The sequence below is a fragment of the Candidatus Palauibacter sp. genome (assembly GCF_965237495.1).
Lineage (GTDB): Bacteria > Gemmatimonadota > Gemmatimonadetes > Palauibacterales > Palauibacteraceae > Palauibacter.
This window is the reverse complement of sequence record NZ_OZ250143.1, coordinates 3533061-3552739: the sequence shown is the minus strand read 5'-3', so window position 1 is coordinate 3552739 and position 19679 is coordinate 3533061. Positions and strand designations below refer to the sequence as shown.

17 protein-coding genes and 1 pseudogene are annotated in these 19679 nt (G+C 68.4%); 9 read left to right on the top strand and 9 right to left on the bottom strand.

Annotated features, from left to right (window positions below; genetic code table 11):
* The first annotated feature begins 29 nt into the window (after positions 1–29).
* Genes ACPXY0_RS15595 through ACPXY0_RS15585 form a run of 3 tightly spaced genes read left to right on the top strand, consistent with a single transcriptional unit; the run spans position 30 to position 4849 of the window.
* A complete protein-coding gene (locus ACPXY0_RS15595) occupies positions 30–497 on the top strand; it encodes a hypothetical protein (protein ID WP_423926101.1) in 468 nt (155 codons plus the stop codon).
* Positions 482–2647 carry a TonB-dependent receptor gene (locus ACPXY0_RS15590; protein ID WP_423926099.1) on the top strand — a complete coding sequence of 722 codons (2166 nt, stop codon included), beginning with the start codon at positions 482–484 and terminating at the stop codon, positions 2645–2647. Before ACPXY0_RS15595 ends, ACPXY0_RS15590 begins: the two co-directional genes overlap by 16 nt.
* A gap of 39 nt (positions 2648–2686) precedes the next feature.
* Positions 2687–4849: a PQQ-dependent dehydrogenase, methanol/ethanol family gene (locus ACPXY0_RS15585; protein WP_423926097.1), complete on the top strand. Its 2163-nt coding sequence runs from the start codon at positions 2687–2689 to the stop codon at positions 4847–4849.
* Positions 4850–4852: 3 nt separating this feature from the next.
* On the opposite strand, the gene ACPXY0_RS15580 is transcribed toward ACPXY0_RS15585, so the two are convergent.
* The 8 genes from ACPXY0_RS15580 to ACPXY0_RS15545 form a co-directional block, all read right to left on the bottom strand.
* Positions 4853–5269 (bottom strand): DUF6941 family protein, encoded by a 417-nt coding sequence (locus ACPXY0_RS15580; RefSeq protein ID WP_419934010.1) that lies wholly within the window; start codon positions 5267–5269, stop codon positions 4853–4855.
* A gap of 90 nt (positions 5270–5359) precedes the next feature.
* The gene (locus tag ACPXY0_RS15575; RefSeq protein WP_423926095.1) at positions 5360–6028 is read right to left on the bottom strand and encodes a zf-TFIIB domain-containing protein; all 669 of its coding nucleotides are present in this window, start codon (positions 6026–6028) and stop codon (positions 5360–5362) included.
* Positions 6025–6477, bottom strand: a complete 453-nt coding sequence (locus tag ACPXY0_RS15570) for a hypothetical protein (RefSeq protein WP_423926093.1) — start codon at positions 6475–6477, stop codon at positions 6025–6027. Before ACPXY0_RS15570 ends, ACPXY0_RS15575 begins: the two co-directional genes overlap by 4 nt.
* A gap of 21 nt (positions 6478–6498) precedes the next feature.
* A complete protein-coding gene (locus ACPXY0_RS15565) occupies positions 6499–7992 on the bottom strand; it encodes a sodium:solute symporter family protein (protein WP_419934007.1) in 1494 nt (497 codons plus the stop codon).
* A complete protein-coding gene (locus ACPXY0_RS15560; protein ID WP_419934006.1) occupies positions 7992–8216 on the bottom strand; it encodes a hypothetical protein in 225 nt (74 codons plus the stop codon). Before ACPXY0_RS15560 ends, ACPXY0_RS15565 begins: the two co-directional genes overlap by 1 nt.
* Positions 8217–8266: 50 nt before the next feature.
* Positions 8267–9388, bottom strand: a complete 1122-nt coding sequence (locus tag ACPXY0_RS15555; RefSeq protein WP_423926090.1) for a hypothetical protein — start codon at positions 9386–9388, stop codon at positions 8267–8269.
* 18 nt (positions 9389–9406) lie between these two features.
* Entirely contained in the window at positions 9407–9643 is a 237-nt protein-coding gene (locus tag ACPXY0_RS15550) for a hypothetical protein (protein WP_419934004.1), read from the bottom strand.
* A 104-nt stretch (positions 9644–9747) separates the two neighbouring features.
* Positions 9748–11046, bottom strand: coding sequence for an amidohydrolase family protein (locus ACPXY0_RS15545; protein WP_423926088.1), 1299 nt, complete (start codon positions 11044–11046; stop codon positions 9748–9750).
* Positions 11047–11155: 109 nt separating this feature from the next.
* Here ACPXY0_RS15545 and ACPXY0_RS15540 point away from each other — a divergent pair, with 109 nt between their 5' ends.
* Positions 11156–11701, top strand: coding sequence for a nuclear transport factor 2 family protein (locus ACPXY0_RS15540; RefSeq protein ID WP_423926086.1), 546 nt, complete (start codon positions 11156–11158; stop codon positions 11699–11701).
* Between the two features lie 37 nt (positions 11702–11738).
* Here ACPXY0_RS15540 and ACPXY0_RS15535 read toward each other — a convergent pair whose 3' ends face one another.
* A complete protein-coding gene (locus ACPXY0_RS15535; protein WP_423926084.1) occupies positions 11739–15542 on the bottom strand; it encodes an FG-GAP-like repeat-containing protein in 3804 nt (1267 codons plus the stop codon).
* A 102-nt stretch (positions 15543–15644) separates the two neighbouring features.
* Here ACPXY0_RS15535 and ACPXY0_RS15530 point away from each other — a divergent pair, with 102 nt between their 5' ends.
* The 5 genes and pseudogenes from ACPXY0_RS15530 to ACPXY0_RS15510 all read left to right on the top strand — a co-directional run bounded on the left by ACPXY0_RS15530 (position 15645) and on the right by ACPXY0_RS15510 (position 19632).
* Entirely contained in the window at positions 15645–16229 is a 585-nt protein-coding gene (locus ACPXY0_RS15530) for a DinB family protein (RefSeq protein WP_423926082.1), read from the top strand.
* A gap of 19 nt (positions 16230–16248) precedes the next feature.
* A pseudogene (darT, locus tag ACPXY0_RS15525) lies at positions 16249–16853 on the top strand (type II toxin-antitoxin system toxin DNA ADP-ribosyl transferase DarT); the annotation flags it as partial.
* A gap of 323 nt (positions 16854–17176) precedes the next feature.
* Complete coding sequence (locus ACPXY0_RS15520) at positions 17177–17764, top strand: Appr-1-p processing protein (RefSeq protein ID WP_423926080.1); 588 nt, start codon at positions 17177–17179, stop codon at positions 17762–17764.
* Between the two features lie 895 nt (positions 17765–18659).
* A complete protein-coding gene (locus ACPXY0_RS15515; protein ID WP_423926078.1) occupies positions 18660–18971 on the top strand; it encodes a hypothetical protein in 312 nt (103 codons plus the stop codon).
* Between the two features lie 235 nt (positions 18972–19206).
* Positions 19207–19632 (top strand): hypothetical protein, encoded by a 426-nt coding sequence (locus ACPXY0_RS15510; protein WP_423926076.1) that lies wholly within the window; start codon positions 19207–19209, stop codon positions 19630–19632.
* Positions 19633–19679 lie beyond the last annotated feature (47 nt).

Here is a 19679-nt window from a genome sequence, read left to right as displayed (position 1 = left end):
GGCCCCGGGATCAACGCACAGGAGGATTCATGAAGAAGCGCCTCGGTATACTGCTTATCCCTGTTGTTGCCGCCGGACTCGTTATCGGCTGCGGCGGCGACGACGACCCGGTGGAGCCGACGCCGCCCGCGGTGACCCCGCCGCCCAATCTGTCCGGGACGTACGACCTTCAGTCCCTGACCGGGGTGGTCACCGGCAACCGTCCTATTGGGCCGCCCATTGCCGTAGGGACGTTCACGCTGATGCAGAACTCGGCGTCCGGTGACACTGCGACCGGCAGCATGTCCCTGAGCCTCACGGTGACGGACCCGAGGGATGGCAGCGTCACGGAAATCGCGGACCAGGGGACGTTCACGGTGCGTACGGACGGCTCCTGGGAGCAGACCGGCCAGCAGCAACAGGCTCTGGGCACATACACATTGGCGGGCAACGTCCTCACCGTCATCGTGACGGAACCCGCGGCCGCCGTCTCGACGACAGTTTGGCAGCGGCAATAGCAGCCGGCTTCCGCCGATGTCTCGCGTCCGGCGCGGCGCTCGCCGTCTTCCTGGCGAGCGCCCCGCCGGCAGTGCAGGCTCAGGATGCGGTGCGCGGCCGTGTTCTGGATGCCGAAACGCGCGCCCCCATCGCCGGGGCTACCGTGTTCATTCGCAACACCCCGTTGCGCTCCACGAGCCGTTCCGACGGCGGCTTCACGATCGCCTCACCGGCTGACGACGCCTATACGCTGGTTGTGGTCGCTCCGGGCTTCCACGTCACGGAACACCAACTCCAGGCCGACCATACGGGCGAGCTTAGCATTCTGCTCGAACGACAGTTGTTCACGGTGCCCGCGCTGACCGTCACGGCGAGCCGCTCCGCCGCCCGACCCGGCGAAGCTCCTGTCAGCGTTGCCGTCCTGAGCGGTGAGGAGCTTCACCATCGCCACCCCGTCACCCTCGACGAGGCGCTTCCCTTCGCGCAGGGCGTGATCTTCAACTCCGGACAGATGGACATCCGAGGCTCCACCGGCATCGCGCGAGGCGTCGGGAGCCGGGTTCTCATGCTGCTCGACGGCCACCGTGTGCTGTCCGGCGTGGGCGCCTCGATCGATTTCAGCGGTCTTCCCGTGCTGGACGTGGCCCAGATCGAGATCGTGAAGGGCCCGCATTCGACGCTGTGGGGCACGAATGCGCTCGGCGGTGTCGTGAACGTGATCACGAGACGCCCGTCCGCGGAGCCCGAGACGATCGTCAGGGGGTACTACGGCCTCTTCGACACCCCGTCCGGGATGTCGTTCACGGATGAGCGCCTGAGCAGGGAAGGCATCGCGATCCACCATTCCCGCCGGCTCGGCGACGTAGGCACGACGCTGTTCCTGGGGCGCGAGGGCTCCGACGGTTTCAGGCAGAACGGGGAGCTTGAGCGCTGGCGGGTGCGGCTCAAGACCGTCTTCCCCGCGGAATCCGCCAATCCCTGGGAGATCTTCGTCAACTGGACGCGGAGAGACGAGGAGGAGTTCTTCACGTGGCTGTCAGCGGACCGGCCACTCGAAGTCGATCCGGCCGAACTCGGGGACTGGATCCGGACGGACGATGTCGTGTTCGGGGCGACGACGAATCCCATCGTCACGGCGAAGCATCGTCTGCAGCTGCGGCCGCACGTCTACCACGCGCGATCCCGGAACTACTTCCACGACAACGGGGACTTCCACCGCTCGACGCGGATTGGCACCGACATCCAGTGGTCCCTCTTCCTCAATCGGTCGCATGCCCTGACGATCGGCGGAGAGGGAGCGATGACCGGTGTGTCCTCGAACTTCCTGGAGCCCGCGCCCGACGTGAGGGACCTCGCACTGTTCGCGCAGGACGAGATCGCGTTCTCCGAGCGGGTGCATGGCTCGGTGGGGTTGAGGCTCGACTACCACACGGCGTCGGCGGCGATGAAGGACATGGTGCTGAACCCGAAGCTCGGCGTCGTGTTCGAGGCGAGCGAGCGGGTGAGCCTGAGGACATCCTTCAGCCGAGGCTACCGGTCGCCGAGCGTGTCGGAGCAGTTCACGTCGACGACCCAGTTCGGCTTCCGCGTCATCCCCAACCTCGAGTTGCGCGGAGAGTCCGCGTGGGCCCGAGAGGTCGGGGCGACTCTGCACCTCAGCGACCGCGTGTGGGTCGACGCCGGCTTCTTCTGGAGCGAATACACCGACCTCATCGAGCCGACGCCGGCCCCGAACAACATCTTCACGTTCCAGTTCCGCAACGTCTCCGAAGCCATGGTGCGGGGAATCGATGCGGGGCTGCGGCTGGGCCTCATACCGCAGCGCCTCGACTTCAGCACCACCTACACCTTCCTCGACACCGAGGACCACACGACCGGCCGTTCGCTGCCCTACCGCTCGCGCCACAACGTGACGGCGACGATCGCGGGCTGGCGGCAACTCGTCGCCGTCGATTTCCGCTACCGGAGCCGGGTGGAGGAAGTCCTCGCGTTCCCGCTCGACGACCGCGCGTCCATCACTCTGGTCGATGTACGCGTGAGCGCCCGGGTCCTCGGGACGGACATCCAGGCCAAGATCGAGAACCTGTTCCAGACGACGTACGTGGACGTGCAGGAACGGAGCCCGGGACCATCCCGAAGCTTCCGCCTCACGGTCACCCCCCGCTTCTAGCGGCCTTTGACGACAGCCCCCCAAGCGGGCCGCCCTCCGGTGCCCTGGTCGATTGCCGGGATCCTCCTGGCCTCGTCAGCACTGGTGGGCTGTGACCCGGCGGCGCCCGGCTCGACGGCCGGCGACATCGGCCGGGCCCGGTTGCTCGCCACCGACACGGTGCCGGCCGAATGGCTGACCTCGGGCCGCGATTTCGGCGAGACGCGCTACTCCCCGCTCGGGCGCATCCACGTCATGAACGCGGCCGCGGTCGGGCTCGCCTGGGAGTACGAGTGGCGTTCGCACGTCGGCAGCGTGCACTGGGGGCTCGAGGCCACCCCCGTCGTCGTGGACGGCGTGATGTACGCGCCCGGGTCGTGGGGGAGCGTCGCCGCCCTCGACGCGACGACGGGGGAAACGGTCTGGCGATACGACCCCGACGTCGATCCGAGCTACAGCAGAAAGGGCTGCTGCGGCCCCATCAACCGGGGCCTCGAGGTGTGGGAGGGCCGCGTCTTCGTCGGCACCTTCGACGGGTACCTGGTGGCGCTCGACGCCGCGACGGGCGAGGAGATCTGGCGCGTCGACACCTTCCTCGACCGCTCGCTCTCCTACACGAGCACCGGTTCCCCGCAGATCGCCGGCGACGTCGTCGTCCTCGGCAACGCGGGCGGGGACTTCGGCGTGAGAGGGTACATCACCGCCTACGATCTCGAGACGGGCGAAGAGAGATGGCGCTTCTTCACCGTGCCCGGGAACCCGGCGGACAGCTTCGAGCACCCCGAACTGGAGGTCGTCGCGGAAACGTGGGACCCGAACTCCGCCTGGGAGGGAGGTCTCGGGGGCACGGTGTGGGGGGAGATGGCCTACGACCCGGTCCTCGACCTCCTCTACGTGGGGACGGGGAACTCCTATCCCTATCCGATCTGGCACCGGAGCCCCTCCGGCGGCGACAACCTGTACCTCGTCTCGATCCTCGCGATCGACCCCAAGAGCGGGCGGCTCGTGTGGCACTACCAGACGGTGCCCGCCGAGATCTGGGACTACACGGCGACCCAGAACATCATCCTGAGCACCGTGGAGATCGACGGCAGGCCGCGCGATGTCCTCCTCCAGGCGCCGAAGAACGGCTTTTTCTACGTCCTGGACCGCGCCACGGGAGAGTTGCTGCGAGCGAAGAACTTCGTCACGGTGAACTGGACGCTCGGGATCGACATGGAGACGGGCCAGCCCATCCCGAACCCCGCCGCGGACTACCGGGACGAACCCCGGGTCGTGTTTCCGTCCTCGGCTGGTGGCCACAACTGGCAGCCGATGTCGTTCAACCCGGAGACGGGCATCGCCTACATCCCGGCCCGCGAACAGGCCATGCTGTGGCGTTCGCTGGAGGAGTTCGACCACCGTCCCGAGGTGGCGTACGAGGGGTTCGAGGCGAGCTGGCCCCCGTTCCCCGGGGATTACGCGCACCTCGCGGAGGGCCTCCCCGACATCGGCCCCAACGAGTTCCTCCTCGCGTGGGATCCCGTCGCGGGCCGCGAAGTGTGGCGCGTTCCGCGGGGGAGCATGTGGAACGGCGGTACGCTGGTCACGGCCGGGGGCCTCGTCATCCAGGGGACGGCGGTCGGCACGCTCGACTTCCACCAGGCCGACACCGGCGAGCGTCTCCACAGCATCCATCTCGGCACCGGGGTCATGGCGGGGCCGATGACGTACGAGGTGGAGGGCGTGCAGTACGTCGCCGTCATGGCCGGCTATGGGGGGCCGCGGGGCGCCGCCTACCCGCTCGGCTCGGCGGCGTACGACTACGAGAGCGTGGGGCGGCTGCTCGTGTTCAAGCTCGACGGCGGGGACGTGCCGCTACCGCCGCCTCAGGTGCCACCCTCCACGCCCGAGCCGCCGGATCTGGCGCTCGACGTGGCGCTCGTGCGCGCGGGAGCCGAGCTGTTCGGGGTCCACTGCTCCATCTGCCACCGAGCCTCGGATGAGCACCTCTCGGCCTATCCCGATCTGCGCCGGATGGAGGGTGGCGGGTGGGAGAGCTTCGACGCCGTGGTCCTGGGCGGCGCGCTCGCCGCGAACGGCATGGCCGCCTTCGGCGACCTGCTCACGATGGAGGACGTGACCGCCATCCGGCACTACCTGACGAGCGAACAGCGGCGTCTGTGGGAGGCGGAATCGGCCGATGCCGCCGCGCCGGGCGCCGGGGCTGTTCCGGACCGCTGACCCTCAGCCGGCCGCCGGCCGCGCGCGCTGCTCGGCCTTCGCGACCTCGAATTCGAGCGTCTCCTTGAGGTCCCGGTTGACGAAGATCGAAATCGTGTGCCCCCCGTACCTCTGGAAGGTCAGGTTGTTGATCCCCACGACGTGATTGAACGTGGCCGCCCGTCCCGGCAGGGCCTGGACCGAGAACCCGCCCTTCACCTTGAACAGCTCCTCGCCATCCGCGTCCATGCAGCGGATTTCCAGCTCGTGCTGCCGGTCGATCTCGGCGGGTTCGACCCGGATCCTGAGCACCAGCTGCATCGACGGGTGGGTCACGGGCACGTTCGCCGCGTAGAGCGTGTCGAACAGCCCCATCAGGTTGAGTTTGCCGTCGTTCGACGTATTGGCGCAGTCGGCCAGCGTGGCCAGAGCGATTTCCATTTCGTTGTGTCTCCCGGAGGGGTGCGTGTCAGGTCGGAGCGGACCCGGATTCTATCATGCGGCGCCGTCGAGGCGAACCCGGAGCCTGCCTCAGCCGAAGATGCCGGCCACGATCTCGACGATGGCCTCGAACACGCTGGCCGCGGCTTCCCCGGCGGCCTCGAGCACGGCCGGGGCGGCTTGGGCCGCGGCCGCCACCGCGTGCCCGGCGACGTGCGCCCCGACGAAGACGAGATCCGGTGCCCAGAAGAGGGTCTCGAGGAGGACCTCCGAGCCCGTCTCCGCGCCGCGCGCGGGGCTTGCGCCCTTACCGCGCCTCGCGACGACCCGGTCCCGTTCCAGCGCCCAGATCGCCTCGAGTTCGTGGTGGTCGAACCACACGCCCTTGCACCGCTTGCAGACGTCCAGCGTCAGCTCGGACTGTCGGACCTGAAGCATCGTGGTATCGCAGGCGGGACAGTTCAGCCGGGTCTTCGCGCCGCACGCCCCGCACCTGGGGGCGTCGCGGTCCTCGAACGCGCGGCACGTGTGACACTGGGCCCGGTGCCGCTCGTCGCGGGCCGGGATCCGCGCCCACAGCGACTCGGGACGCTCCGCGCGGAGCCGCTGCACCTCACCCAGCTCGAACCACATGCCTCCGCAGCGGGCACAGTGGTCGAGTGTGAGCGCGCCCTCGCCGCCTCGGCCCCCCGATCCCAGCGAAGCCTTCTCCATCTTCACCCCGAGACAGACGGGGCACGGCCAGCGCGTCTCGCTCACGATTCCAGCAGTCCTCGGGCCGATTCCTTCTCGGACAGGTGTCGCACGTCGTGGAAGGTGTAGACGAGCAGACCCGAGTCGGTGATCTCGATGTCGGCCAGGTCCCGCGCCATCAGTTCGTTCAGCAGTTCCTCCGCCGTCGTCGTCGGCACCGCCAGTTCGCCCGCGACTTCGACCGCGGTGAGCCGCCCGTCGTGCCGCCCGGCCATCCTCAGGATCTCGGCCTCGAGCGTGTCGCGGCGCAGTTGCTCGCGCCGGTGTTCGATCCGGCTCCCGACCCCGCGGTAGCGCGCCAGCAGCCAGACGCCCCCCGCCGCCGGCAGCCCGGCCCCGATCAGGAGCGCCACCATCGTGCGGAGCGCCAACGGGTCGACATCGGCGCGCACGAAGCCGAGCACCATGAACAGCGCCAGCGACAGGAGGGCGAGACCTCCCACGAGCTTGCCCACCGTATCAGCCTCCGAGTGCGCTCACGCGGGATCGCCCTCGTACACGAAGCGCTCGATCGCGCCGTGGATCCGCGACACCGTGGGGTCACTCGGTGCGGGCGTGAGCCGGCTTACGACCCAGGTCACGACGAAGTTCACCGCCAGTCCCCACACGCCGCCGTGCAGTCCGAGGGGATGCGGTATGACGATGAGCGTCACGCAGAGAGTCGCCAGGCCCGCGGAGATGCCCGCGATCACGCCCGCGCTCGTCGTAAGCCGCCGTCCCGGGAAGCAGACCCCGAGTACCGCCGGCATCAGTTGCAGCGCGCCGGCACCCGCGAGTGAGACGAGCGTGACGAGGAAACCGAACGTGTTCACCGAGAGGACATATCCAACGGCGAGCAGGGCGACGATGATGAGCCGACCCACGAGGATATAGTGGTTCTGAGCAGCGTCCGTGCGGATGTAGCGCTGGTACACGTCGCGCGTGAGCACGGTCATGTTCGCGTGCAGCATGGAGTCGAGCGTGGACATCGCCGCGGCCGTCGCGCCCGCGAGGATCGCGCCGGTGAGCCAGGGCGGCGCATAGGCGACCAGCATCTCGGGGAAGATCCGATCGGGAATCGCGATGTCCGGCATCACCAGCGCGCCGCCCAGACCCACCAGCGCAGCGGGGATGTACAAGGTCATCAGGTAGATGGGCGTGGTGGCGCCGAGCCACTTGATCGTGCGCGCCGAGACCGCCGTGTAGTAGCGGATGAACAGGTGCGGCTGGAAGACGATCCCGAACGAGAGGACAACGACCAGGCCGAACCACATCCCCGGCGTGAAGAACCCCTCGGGCCCCGGAAGTGTGAGGAGATCGGGGCGCTCCGCCGCCACGCGCTTCCATAGCTGGATCGGCCCGCCGAACAGCTTGAACGCGAGCACCAGCGCGCCGGCCCACACAGCGACGTACATCCACACGCCCTGGATCACGTCGGTCCAGTACACAGCCCGCAGACCGCCCGCGATGAGGTAGCCCGCGGCGACCACGAGAAGGATCAGCGTGCCGAGTTCGAACGAGATCCGGTCGCCGGACGCGACCGAAAGGATGTAGCCGAGTCCCGCCGCCTGGACCTGGATGTAGAGGATCGTGAACAGCACCGACACGATGGCCGCCACGACCCGAACCGCATCGGACTCGTAGAAGTCCGCCAGCAGATCGGCCGGCGTGATATAGCCGAACGTCTTGCCGAGCGCCCAGATCCGGCTTCCGAGCACGTAGGTGATCGCGCCGACGAGCACCGTCCACGCGCCCGCGGCCCAGAATCCGATGCCGTGCGTGTAGAAGAACCCGCCGGCTCCGAGGAAGGCGAACGCCGAGTGGTAGGTGGCGACGACCGTGAGATAAAGGACGACGAAACCGGCCTTGCGCCCATACAGGAGGAAATCCTCGAGGTCCACCGACATGCGCCGGTTCGCGACCGCCCCCAGCACGATCGTCGCCAGGAGATAGACGAAGATGAGTCCGGTCGCGATGACCCAGGGCTCCATCAGAGTTCGCGCCTCTTCATCCAGACGAGGACCCCGATGAGGAGGCAGTAGAAGACGAGAAGATAGACGTAGAGAAATGGCAGCCCGCCCAGCAACGGCTCGACGCGGTTACCGATCCAGAACACGAGTGGCGGCTGAGTGAACGCGAACAGGCCCAGGAAAAGGGCGAGCAGCAGCCGGCCCGGACGCGTACGCGGCAGGTAGTGTGAACGGAAGCGTTGCATAGCCGCCAACCTAGCCGTTACGCCGCGCAGGTGGCCAGTCGGCCCGCGGCTCAGCGGCCAGCGTCCCCCTCTCCCACGATCGTCACGTCGAAGCGGTCGAGCACGAGGTCGATCGGGTTGCCGATCGTCAGCCGCCCGTCGCCGGCGAAGAGCAGCGCGACCGGCTTGCGGTCGTCGGGCCCGGCGGTGCCGTCGCGGTCGAGATCGCGCGCCACGATCAGCGAGCCCGAGTCGCCCCCCGCGCTGAAATTGCAGCACACCATGATCTGGCCGGTGAAGCGGCCCACCTGCGATCCGGCCGACCCGTACGTCACGTTGACCGACGCGTTGACCGCCTCCACCTCCCCGACCGTGAGGCGCGTCGTCCGCCCGTACTTCTGGACCTGCAGCCCCGGCTTCGCCGCCATCGTCACGCGGCGCGGCGACCCATAGCCCCCCACCGGCGTCTCCGGCAGCACCTCGTCCGTGCGGGCGATCGCGGCGTCGATCCGGTTGGTGGCGAAGAGCGACAGGACCACCGGCTCGAACGCCGTCAGCGTGCCGATCGCGTCGGCCGGATCCGCGCCGCCGTCGACCGGGCCCGGTTGCAGCAGGATATCGCCCACCCGCGCGTCCCCGCCGGGAACGAACACGTGCCAGTTGCTGAGTGCGTAGCGGCGCTCGCCATCGGTCACGACGGCGCCGATCGTGCCCGCCGTGGAGCGGGTGTGGCCCGTGGACACCCCCATCGGAACCGGCCGCTCGAAGCGGCCCGTCGGCACCGGGTCTTCGTCCTCGCCCCTCTCCGACGCGATCGGTTCAGGCGGCAGGACCCGGAACGGCCCGGCCGGCTGCACGGAGACCGGGAAGTTCCCAAGGGCCTGCGGAAACGCGGCCCGGGGCAGCGACGAATCGACGAAGACCTTGATCGTCGGGGCACCCGCGTCGCCGAAGCCGATACCCACGCCGACTACTCCCGGGAGGGCGAACAGGCTCGGCTCGAAGTCGGTCTGAACCCGCATGGCCGCGGTCAGAAGCTGCTCGGGTGTCGCGCCCCCGGGGGTAAGCGGCGGACGCGGGCCGGGCCGCGGCGGCGGCCCGGGCGCCCAGGTCGAGATCCAGTGGAGATGGAGTGCGAGGACCGCGGCCACCGCGATCACGATCGCGAGGATCAGGTTTCGGCGCGGCGTCATCGTTCGTACCCCCGGCGGCTATTGGCTGCCGGCCGCCGGGCCGTCGGCCTGCGCCCGGAACGGACCGCCGCCGACCACCCGTACCTCGTGCCCGTCGTACCGGCGGGGGATCGACCTGCGGTCGCTCCGTCCCGACACGTACACCTTGAGGCAGGGCTCACCGTTATCGGCCCCGATGCCGACGGCGACAACGTCGCGGCGGCGGAGCAAATCGTTCGCGAGCCGCTCCTGCGCCTGCTCGATCGACCGCTTCATGCATCTCCTTCCGGTTGCCGTTCGGCTTCGCGGCTTCAGCCGAAGCCGGCCCTCGCCGTAACCCCCCTACGAGGGGTCCTACCGTCAGGTGTCGCCCGGGATCCCTACATCGGCCGGTGCCGGTAGACGACCCCGCCGCGCATGACCAGCACCACATGTTCGAGGGCTCCGATGTCGGCCAGCGGATTCCCCGCCACCGCGATCACGTCGGCCTCGAAGCCCGCCGCGAGCGTGCCCACGCTTTCCCCCAGCTCGATCGCCTCGGCCGCGAGGCTCGTGGCCGACACGATCGCCGCCATCGGATCCTGACCGCCCTCGCGGACGCGATACGCCAACTCCGCCCAGTTGCGCCCGTGGGCGCCGGCGACGGCGTCGGTCCCGAACACGATGTCGAGTCCCTCCACCTGAAGTGCCTCTCGGAAGACGCCAAGCGCGGTCGGCACCGCTTCGCGCATCTGCCGAAACCCCTCCTCCGTGTAGTTCCCGATCCCCAGATAACGTTCCTGGTTGGCGAAGTAGTTGTCGAAGATCAGGTGAATGTGCGGGTCGTAGAAGAGATGTCGTTCCGAGAGGAGGTCGAGCGTCTCGCGGTCCAGGAGCGCGCCGTGCTCGATCTGCCAGCAGCCGGCCCGGGCGGAGCGCTGCGCGCTCTCGGGCCCGTGGGCGTGGACGACCGCGCGCAGGCCGTGCTCGCGGGCCTGGCCACAGGCGGCGTCCAGTTGTTCCTGGCTCAGCGTCGGCGCGCCGCCGACCCTGATGCTGGCGGACCCGAAGATCTTGATGACGTCCGCGCCCGCCTCCGCCAGCCCGTCCACGCGCGCCCGGATCTCGTCCGGTCCGCCCGTCCCGGCCGTGATGGGCTCGATCGACGTCAGGATGCGCGGGCCCGGCAGCGACCCCCGGGCGATCGCGTCCCGGAGCGGCACGTCCTCGGGTCCGCCCACGCTCTGCACCGTGGTGACGCCGCTGACCAGCATGTTCCAGGCGTTCTCGGCCGCGTAGAGGATCTCGCCCTCGGCAGTGTCCGTCGATTCGGCGCCGTGCAGCCGCCCCGTCTCGGCGTCGAAGTGCCAGCCGAGGTGGACGTGCGTATCGATGAGTCCCGGCAGCAGCGTCGCACCCGGCAGGTCGTACACCATCGCGCCCCGCGTGGACCCCGCTTCCGCGATCGCCTCGATCCGCCCGCCGCGCACCACCACCTCACGACCCGTGAACACCTCGCCGCGCCCGTCGAGGATGCGGTCCGCCCTGAGGACGATTGTCCCGTCGATGGCCTCTCCGGGACCCGACCCCGACGCGTCCTCGCCGGTGTCCGGCGCGCACGCGGCCACCGCGCAGACGATGGCGGCGCAGACGACCGCGACCCGCCGCGTCCTCCGCCTCATCAGGGGGTATGGATTCATGGCAACCTCCGGTTCCCGGGTTCGGGTCGACCGTGAAGCGACCCAACGCGACAGACTAGTTGCTCGTGCGCGGCTCAGGTAGGATCACGCGAGGTGGGGACACGGACGAATGCTGAACCCCGCCCCTCCGGCCCGCCGCCCGCGACTCGCGCTACGGCTTGTGCCGACGATCGTCCCGGCGCTCATGCTGCAGTTCGCCGCGGGCGGGCTCGCCGCGCAATCGGCCGCGGTCGAAGAGAGCCGTGCCCGCGCCGACGTCTCGGCCGTCCTCGATGCGCTCCACGAGGCGGCCTCCGAGACGGATTTCGACGGTTACTTCAGCCTCTACGCCCGCGAGGCCGTCTTCCTCGGAACCGACGCCACCGAGCGCTGGACGCGCGAGGCGTTCATGGATTACACGAGGGCCCGCTTCAACGGGGGCACCGGCTGGACGTACCACATGCTCGAGCGTCACGTCTCCATCGCCCCCGGCGGGAGCACCGCCTGGTTCGACGAGCGCCTCGAGAACGCGAATCTGGGCGAGACGCGCGGCAGCGGCGTGCTCGTGCTGGAGGACGAACGCTGGAAGATCGCCCAGTACAACCTCACGATCCCGATTCCGAACGAAATGGCCCGCGACGTCGCCCAACGGATCCGCACCCTGAAGGGCGGCTGAGCGCGGCGGGTCCCGGCACCAGCGGCGCGATCCGGCGTCAGCGGCGGGCCACCACCGCGCCGGTCGCGTCGATCGTCACCTCCAGCGGGGTCGGGCCGTCCAGCGGGGTAACCGTCTCCGAGCCATCGGGCCAGCGGACGCGGACCGCAGTGGGTTCGGCCGCGAGCCCCATCACCTGAACCGGATCATCCTGCGACCAGTAGCCACCCCCGGCGCGGACTTCTCGTAGCGGACCGGGCGTCCCGCCGCCGTACTCCACCCGGATCGAGGCGCCGATGGCCGCCGGGTTGCCGGGGCCGCCGCGCAGCCGGATGCGCAGCCCGGGCCGGGCGCCCGCGTTCCGGTACAGCTTCGTCCCGGCGGCGTTCTGGCTCACGAGCACGTCCACGCGCCCGTCCGCGTCGTAGTCCGCGAACGCCGCTCCCCGCTGCTCGCCGTACGCCACAATGCCCGAGCGCTGCCCCGGGACCGGCGCCAGCGCCCCCGTCCCATCGCCCCGCAGCCACAGGCCGCGTCCCGCGTCGTTGCGGTCCCCCTCGCCCCGGAACGCGAACAGGTTCTGGCTCAGGAAGACATCCTCGTGCCCGTCCCCGTCCATATCCGCCACGCCGGCGTGGAAGGCCGGCGCCAACTGCGCCTCCAGCGGCAGGTCGAAGGCCTCGAAGGACCCTCCCCGGTTGATGAAGACCGTGTGGGCGAGCGTTGTCACCTCGGCCGTCGGGAGGAGATCGACCGGCTGCCCCAGGATCTCGCCGACCGCCAGCCGCCCGTAGTGCTCGTGGCCCTGGATCTGGCCCCGCAGGAAGGGCAGACCCCCCGCCAGCGTGAGGAGTCCCCGGATCGGGACCATCGAGCGCGTGAACTCGTCGTAGCGCGCCTCGATCACGTCCCGGAACCCATCGTTGTCGAGGTCGGCGTGATAGGCGGTGGCCGGATACTCCGGGCTCGCCGTGTACTCCGAGTTGAGCCCCCGGTTGGTGGCGATCAGGTCCGGCAGCCCGTCCTCGTTGAGGTCTCCCGCCGTCACGCCGTTCCACCATCCCGTGAGGGATTCGAGGCCGAAGCTTGCCGTCGCGTCCTCGAACCGCCCGTCCTCGTTGAGGAAGAGACGCAGGGGCCCCCACTCGAGGGCCAGTATCAGATCGGGGTCGCCGTCCGCGTCCACGTCGCTGAATACGGCGCCCGACACCAGCCCCACGTCGGTCAGCGGGCCGGCGTTCGCCTCGTCGAGGACGTAGCGGCCGCCCTCGTCGAGGAAGAGCCGGGAGGTCGCCGGGACGGGATACTGGCCGGGGACCACCCGGCCGCCGACGAAGAGGTCGACGTCGCCGTCCCCGTCGTAATCCGCCGCGGCGAGCGGGCCCGAACTCGACGCGTGCGCCGGCAGGGTCTGAGACTCGCCCATCCCCGAGGCGGTGGCGTGGAGGACGGAGGCCGAGGGGGCCGCCCGGTCGGTGCCGTCGTACGTCGCTGTCCCGACGACCACGGCGGCGCCGGCCCGGCCCGGGACGACGACGAGGCCCGTCTGGTCGCCCGGGGCTCGCGCCGGCCCGGCAGCGCCGCCGCCCAGCGCCCCCCGGTCCGGGGAGAAGCCCCCGGCGCCGTCGTTGCGGAACACCGAGATGCCGGACCCGCCGCCTCCGCCCACCAGGGCGTCCGCGTCTCCGTCACCGTCGACATCGCCCCACGCGACGCCGGGCCCGCCCTGACTCAGCCGCCAGGTGATGAGCGGCTGCTGCGCGAAGTCGTCGAACTCGTTCTCCCGGTGACGGTGCCCGAGCAGCCCGGAGACATCTTCGAAGAGGGGGTCGTAGGACGCCGCCTCCGAATCCGACGCTCCGACCGCCGCCGAACCGGTCCCGGCCGCCGTGGCCCCGCCGTCCGCGGGTTCGTCGATCTCGTACACCCGGTTCGCGCGCACCCCGTCCACCCGGCTCACGGCCCCGCTCCGCCACACGACCTCGATCGACAGCGCTCCCTCGCCCGCGGCGAAGCTGGCCATCGTCTCGGAACCGGAGAGGTACGCGCCTCCAGCGACGATCTCCTTCGTCTGCGGCGGCAACTCGCCCCCCGACACCCGGATGCGGGCTCCGATCCCCGAAGTGTTGGGCGCACGCCCCCGCAGTCGCACGGCCACCCGGGGGGCCCGTGCGACATTCCGGAACACTCCGGCGGGCGCCAGCAACCGGTTGGTGACGATGTCCAGATCCCCATCCTCGTCCAGGTCCGCGGCCGCCATCCCGTGCGAGATGTCCTCGTCCCCCGCGAATCCCCACGCCTCCCCGACCTCCTCGAAGGTCGCGTCGCCCCGGTTGCGGAACGCGACGTTCGAGAGCCGTAGCGGCGGGAAGACGAGGAGCCGCTGGCGCCAGTCGACGGACCCCATCCGCTGGGCCGCGTCCTTGTCCATCGCGTCGTAGAAGTGGCCCGTCCCGATGAGGAGGTCCTCGTAGCCGTCGAGATCCACGTCGACGAAGGTGCTGCCCCACGACCACCCCGACGCGTCGACCCCGGCGTACTGCGCCGCCTCCGCCCACGTCCCGTCCCCCCGATTCAGATAGAACGTGTTGCGCGGCTTCTGCGGCCGGTTCTCGATCCGCCCCGCGAACTGCGGGTCCGGCACCCCCCCGCTGGCCTGCTTCATCCGCAGCCGCTGCTCGCGGCTCAGCATCTCGACCACGAAGAAGTCCATGTGCTCGTCGCGGTCGACGTCCGCGAAGTCCACCCCCATGGAGGCGAAGCTCGTGCTCCGCATGGCGAGCGGCGGGAGCATCCGGAAGCGCCCGCTCCCGTCGTTGATCCAGATGTGGTCCGGGCTGTGGAAGTCGTTGCACACGTACAGGTCGGGGTCCCCGTCGCCATCCATGTCCTGGAAACGCGCCGCCAGCCCCCACTCGAGCGGCGCCTCGGTCAGCGGCTGCCCCGCCTCGTCGAGGAACGCGCCGTCCGTGAACGACACCGGTGAAAAGCGACCCGTCCCGTCGTTCAGGTACAGCCGGTCGGGTTCGGCCAGTTCAAGCCGCGGCACCATGCCGCCCTGGACCTCCCCGAGCGTGTAGTGCTCCTGCCACTCCGGCAGAACCTCGAATCCGTCCTCCGTCCGGCGGTAGATGTTCCGCGGCTGCAGGACTTCGGGCGGGAAGAGATCCTGCACCGTGGCGACCTTGTTGTTCACCACGTACAGGTCGAGGTCCCCATCCCCCTCGATGTCGGCCAGCGTCATCGACATGCTGCCGAGCGCCGAAGAGAGCCCGGCCGCCTCCGCCCCGTCCGTGAAGTGCCCCGTCCCGTCGTTCACGAAGAGCGAGTTCGGCCCGCCGAGCGCGTTGACGAGGAGGTCGAGGTCCCCGTCGCCGTCCACATCCGCGAAAAGGGCACCCGTCGAGAAACGTCCCGCCGCGGCGACGCCCGCCTCCTCGGCGATCTCCTCGAACTTCCAGCCCCCCAGATTGCGCCAGAGTTCGTTGGCTCCGTCCATCCCCGCGAAGTAGATGTCGACCCTGCCGTCGCCGTCCGCGTCGCCCACGGCCACGCCCGAGCCGTTCAGGTAGTGGCTGTTCTCGATGAACTGCTCCTGCGTGACGACGTTCTCGAACGAGATCCCGGTCTCCGAAGGATCCAGCCGCTCGAAGCCCGGCTCGTCCTCGCCCGACACCCGCAGTTCCGCCCAGCGGTAGCCGTCCTCCTCGACCCAGTCGAGCGACCCCGGCCCGCACCCGGTCCATACCGCCGCCCCCGCGAGGAGCGCGGCGCAGACCCGAATCCAGCGGCGACGGGCCTCGATGTGTCGCGGGTGACGGTCGAACATTCGCCTTGCGAGAGTGACCTGGATGCGTTTCACCCCGTCCATGACGGGTGAGGGGACCGTATCATATCATCCGGCTACGTCGCGGGAACTCGCCGCGCCGTCCACACGGAGGCAGCAACCGCAGGAGGAAGTCAGATGAGGCGGAAGTTCATCGCAGCTCTCGTCATCGCCGGGGCCCTCGCGCCCGCGACCCTGCTCGCGCAGATCCCCATCGCCGCCGCTCCCGTGTCCCATGAGCTGACGCTCGCCCCCGGGACGGATCCGATCACGGTCCGGGACGAGATCCTCGACCACTTCCAGCGCTCCAGCCGCAAGATCTCCGAACTCGCGCGCGTGATGCCCGCGCAGAAGTTCTCGTGGGCGCCCGCCGAGGGGGTGATGGAGGTGGGTGAGGTGTACATGCACATCGCGCACTACAACTTCATGTACCTCGACCAGAACCTCGGGATCGCGCCCCCAAACGGGTTCGACTACGCGGACATCGAGACGATCCGGGACAAGGACAAGGTGCGCGAGATCCACGAGATGTCCGTCCGCCACGTGATGGATCAGGTCGGCGCGCTCAGCGAGGCCAGCCTCGCCGGCGAGACGGAACTCTACGGCCGCCGCGTCCAGGGCTGGACGGTGCTCCTGCAGCTTGTCTCGCACATGAACGAACACGTCGGCCAGTCCGTCGCCTACGCCCGCATGAACGGCGTCGTCCCCCCCTGGTCCAACTGACACGAGTAGCCACGAGCGGATGCCTCTGCACCCGGTACCTGCGCGGCCCAAGGTCTATCACATCGTTCATGTCGACCGTCTTATCTTGATCGTAGGTGACGGAGGACTCTCCTGTGACACGGAGATGATGAAGCGACCGAAGGTTGGCACGTCGATCGGGATGGCAGAGATCAAGGCGAGACGTGCGCGCACGTCTCTGACGAATCATCCAAACTACATGTAGGCGATTGCGTACCCTTCTACTTCTGTCCCCGGTCTGTCATGCTCTACATGATTCACAAGGCCAACTACCCCGGCCTTCCGTATCGAGGGGGCCAGGAACCGATCGTACACCTGGAAGCAGACTTGTATCGCGCGATCGCCTGGGCGGAAGGGGCCAACCGACGATGGGCGTTTACCGCGTCCAACGCAGGTTCCTCCTACTTCGAGGATTGGTCCGACTTGGAAGAACTTCACCGAATCGACTGGCCGGCTGTGCAGGCCCGTGATTGGCGGGACAGGAAGGAAGGGAAACAGGCCGAGTTTCTCATGGAGTCGTCGTTTCCATGGTTTCTCATCACCCGCATCGGCGTTCATTCAACGGCGATCCAGCGGCAAGCGATCGAGGCGCTAACGGGAACGGGGCGCGTCTTCGTCTTCGAGACAGGTTCGGGCGTGCCTCCACGATACATCATTAACTTCCCCAGCAAGCGTCACTGGCGTGGGAAGAGTCGCCTCGAGGACATCGAATCCGGGTTGCGATTTCTCGTCAAGGAGATCCGCGACCGAGACATCCCTCCTTAGCCATCCCGCCGCTCGGCAGTGGCCTGGGTGGCCTCGACTGGTCGCTGGTGCGGCCTCGCATTCTTGAGGCGTTCAAGGATCTTGGCAACGTTGAGGTAACGGTCTTCGAGCCGGGAGGCGGTCCGGTGGACGCGACAGCCAACCGCTCAAGCGATGTTCCTCGCATGACACCGGGACGCGCCGCTCTCGTCGGGTTGCTCGACCGATACCTGCGAGGTCTGCTGGATCCGTTCGTCACGCTCCAGGAGGCGCACAAGCTGATGTACTTCATGCAGGTTGCGGGAGAACCGCTGAAGCTCAGGTTCAAGAAGGGGCACTACGGGCCTTACGCAGAGAATCTTCGCCATGTGCTTCATGCCATGGAGGGGCACATGGTTTCGGGCTACGCGGACGGAGGTGACCGGCCCGACAAGCGGCTGAGACTGGTTCCAGGCGCGATTGATGACGCGCAGGCGCTTGTGACGACCACGACGGATACGCAAGCCCGGTTCAAGCGCGTCGCAGACCTTGTAGCCGGGTTCGAGTCACCGTTCGGTCTGGAGTTGCTGTCCACGGTTCACTGGGTCGTCACGCAGGAAGACGCCGGTAGCGTCGATGACGTGGTCGACCAAGCATACGCCTGGAACGAGCGAAAGCGGGATTTTTCGGAGCGGCAGATCGAACTTGCCTGCCGTCTACTCAGCAAGAAGGGCTGGCTAAGAGATCGCTTCGTTCCTTGCGTCGAGACAATACCGGTCACCGAGAACGAATAGGTTCCGGAGGCCGACTCGGAGTGATCCCGGGGCAAAGCCGAAGCTCGCAACATGCGGGAAGCAGCATGAGGGTCGAGGCTGCGGTGGCCCGTGCTCGAGACGACAGGGAATGTGACTACTACCAGGAGGCCGAACTCTCCGCCATGGTCGAAGCTCCCAGCCGGTCGATGGATGCGCCGAACGAAGCACACCGTGCTTGGGTTGATCCTCCTCAAGTGCGCTTCCGATACCTTCGAGAAGCGTCGCGACACGGTCTTCGTGGATTGGGGCCAGGAAGCTGCGAACGTTCGGTGGGCGACTCTTCGGGCTTAGGGCCGGGAGCCCGCTATCGGCGAGAGGGCCTCACGCACGGTCCCGAAACAAGCCGAGGTTCTTACCACCGACCGGGCGGCATGCATCTCTTGGCGCAGATCACTGCTGCCACGTTCGCGCCTATGTACTATCCGCCCGCGCCGTCGGATACCATCGATTGAGTTCATGCCGCGACTAGCCCGCGTCGTCGAAGCTCATTTGGAGAAGGCACGATCAGCCTGCCGCGCCGCCGTAGAGAACTACAACAAACCCGGCACCGCTTTCCGGACTTGGGTCGATTACGTATGTCGGAAGCTACGGGACGCGGAGGAGTTTGCACGTGTGACCGGAAAGCCACCGGTCCTGAAGGAATCATGAGGCAGTTCCGTTATCGATTCACCGTAGGGGGAGCGTCGACCAACGTTTCTCTTCCGCCATCGTGAACTGCATGCAGCGGTCGAGCGTCTTGCGACCGGAGGCGTCTGGGTCGCGGGAATGTGCCGCGCGCGTTGCGGTCGCAATCGTCCTGTTGGCGGCGATCGCCGACTGTCGCTTCACGACGGACCCGTCCGAAATGCCCCTTACGGGGACATGGCTCGGACACGTGACTCTTATCGACGGGGGCCTGGCCTGGCAGCTCTGGCTGCAGGAAGACGGGGAAGGCAATGTCTCGGGCACGGTCAGCCGAACGGATTTCCGCCGCATCCCCACTCCGAGTGAAACCATATCCCGCGGAACCGTGAGCGGCGTGCATGCCTTCTCGGACATATCGTTGACTCTCGACTACGAAACATCCTCCGAGGCCTATCAAGGTCGCTTCAGATCCGAAGATCACATCAGCGGTTTCATACGGCGCGGCACGGTCGTGCACGACATCGGCACGCTGGAATTCAGGCGGATCCCACCAGGTCCTTGAGGCGAGGGTCCTCAACCCCCGAACGAGTCGGCTGTCGGCGCAAACTTGCAATCAGTCGCAACAGCGTCGGCCCGGAAGAGGGGTCCGCCGACCGAGATGGGTCACGCGAACGATCGGGCCCCCAGCGGGAGGCTACCCTCCTCACTCCTTACTCCTTTTCCGAGATTCGGTGTCGGGGTAGGCTTTGCCCCGTCGCCACGCCTCGCGGCGATATCCGATCGGAAGTGGAGACGAGATGAGAAAGCTGAAAGCGACCCCGAAGACGCGATCGGCAGGTGCGATCATCGTGCTCGCGGCGGCGCTCACCGGCTGCGGGGACGGAACATCCGGGCCGACTCCGCCGGACATCACCGGCCAGTGGGTCGGGCAGGTCGTCGACGAATCGTCGGTGGTCAGCTTCGACTTCCGGCTGTCCGCGAACGACCGCGGCGCGGTCACGGGGACGGTCAGCCTGCAGGAGGAGGCGGACGTGCTCTCCGGGACGGTGATCGGACTGCACGAGCACCCGAACGTGTCGCTGCTCCTCGAGCTGAGGGGTGCGGGTCGGATTACCAACATCGCCTACTCGGGTAACCTGTTCGGGGCGGACCAGATTCGCGGGACGATCCGGTTCGGGGCCGACGCCACGCTCCAGCTGGACCTGAGCCGCGTGGGCGCGTAGGCGCCGCGCGCGGAGGATGCCGGAGATGACGGACGCAGGGCGGAAGC

Coding starts and splice junctions, on each gene's coding strand:
- ACPXY0_RS15595 (WP_423926101.1), top strand. CDS start 30: ATGAAGAAGCGCCTCGGTATACTGCTTATCCCTGTTGTTGCCGCCGGA.
- ACPXY0_RS15580 (WP_419934010.1), bottom strand. CDS start 5,269: ATGGAAATCGCTCTGGCCACGCTGGCCGACTGCGCCAATACGTCGAAC.
- ACPXY0_RS15565 (WP_419934007.1), bottom strand. CDS start 7,992: ATGGAGCCCTGGGTCATCGCGACCGGACTCATCTTCGTCTATCTCCTG.
- ACPXY0_RS15560 (WP_419934006.1), bottom strand. CDS start 8,216: ATGCAACGCTTCCGTTCACACTACCTGCCGCGTACGCGTCCGGGCCGG.
- ACPXY0_RS15555 (WP_423926090.1), bottom strand. CDS start 9,388: ATGACGCCGCGCCGAAACCTGATCCTCGCGATCGTGATCGCGGTGGCC.
- ACPXY0_RS15550 (WP_419934004.1), bottom strand. CDS start 9,643: ATGAAGCGGTCGATCGAGCAGGCGCAGGAGCGGCTCGCGAACGATTTG.
- ACPXY0_RS15545 (WP_423926088.1), bottom strand. CDS start 11,046: ATGAATCCATACCCCCTGATGAGGCGGAGGACGCGGCGGGTCGCGGTC.
- ACPXY0_RS15540 (WP_423926086.1), top strand. CDS start 11,156: ATGCTGAACCCCGCCCCTCCGGCCCGCCGCCCGCGACTCGCGCTACGG.
- ACPXY0_RS15530 (WP_423926082.1), top strand. CDS start 15,645: ATGAGGCGGAAGTTCATCGCAGCTCTCGTCATCGCCGGGGCCCTCGCG.
- ACPXY0_RS15520 (WP_423926080.1), top strand. CDS start 17,177: ATGACACCGGGACGCGCCGCTCTCGTCGGGTTGCTCGACCGATACCTG.
- ACPXY0_RS15510 (WP_423926076.1), top strand. CDS start 19,207: ATGAGAAAGCTGAAAGCGACCCCGAAGACGCGATCGGCAGGTGCGATC.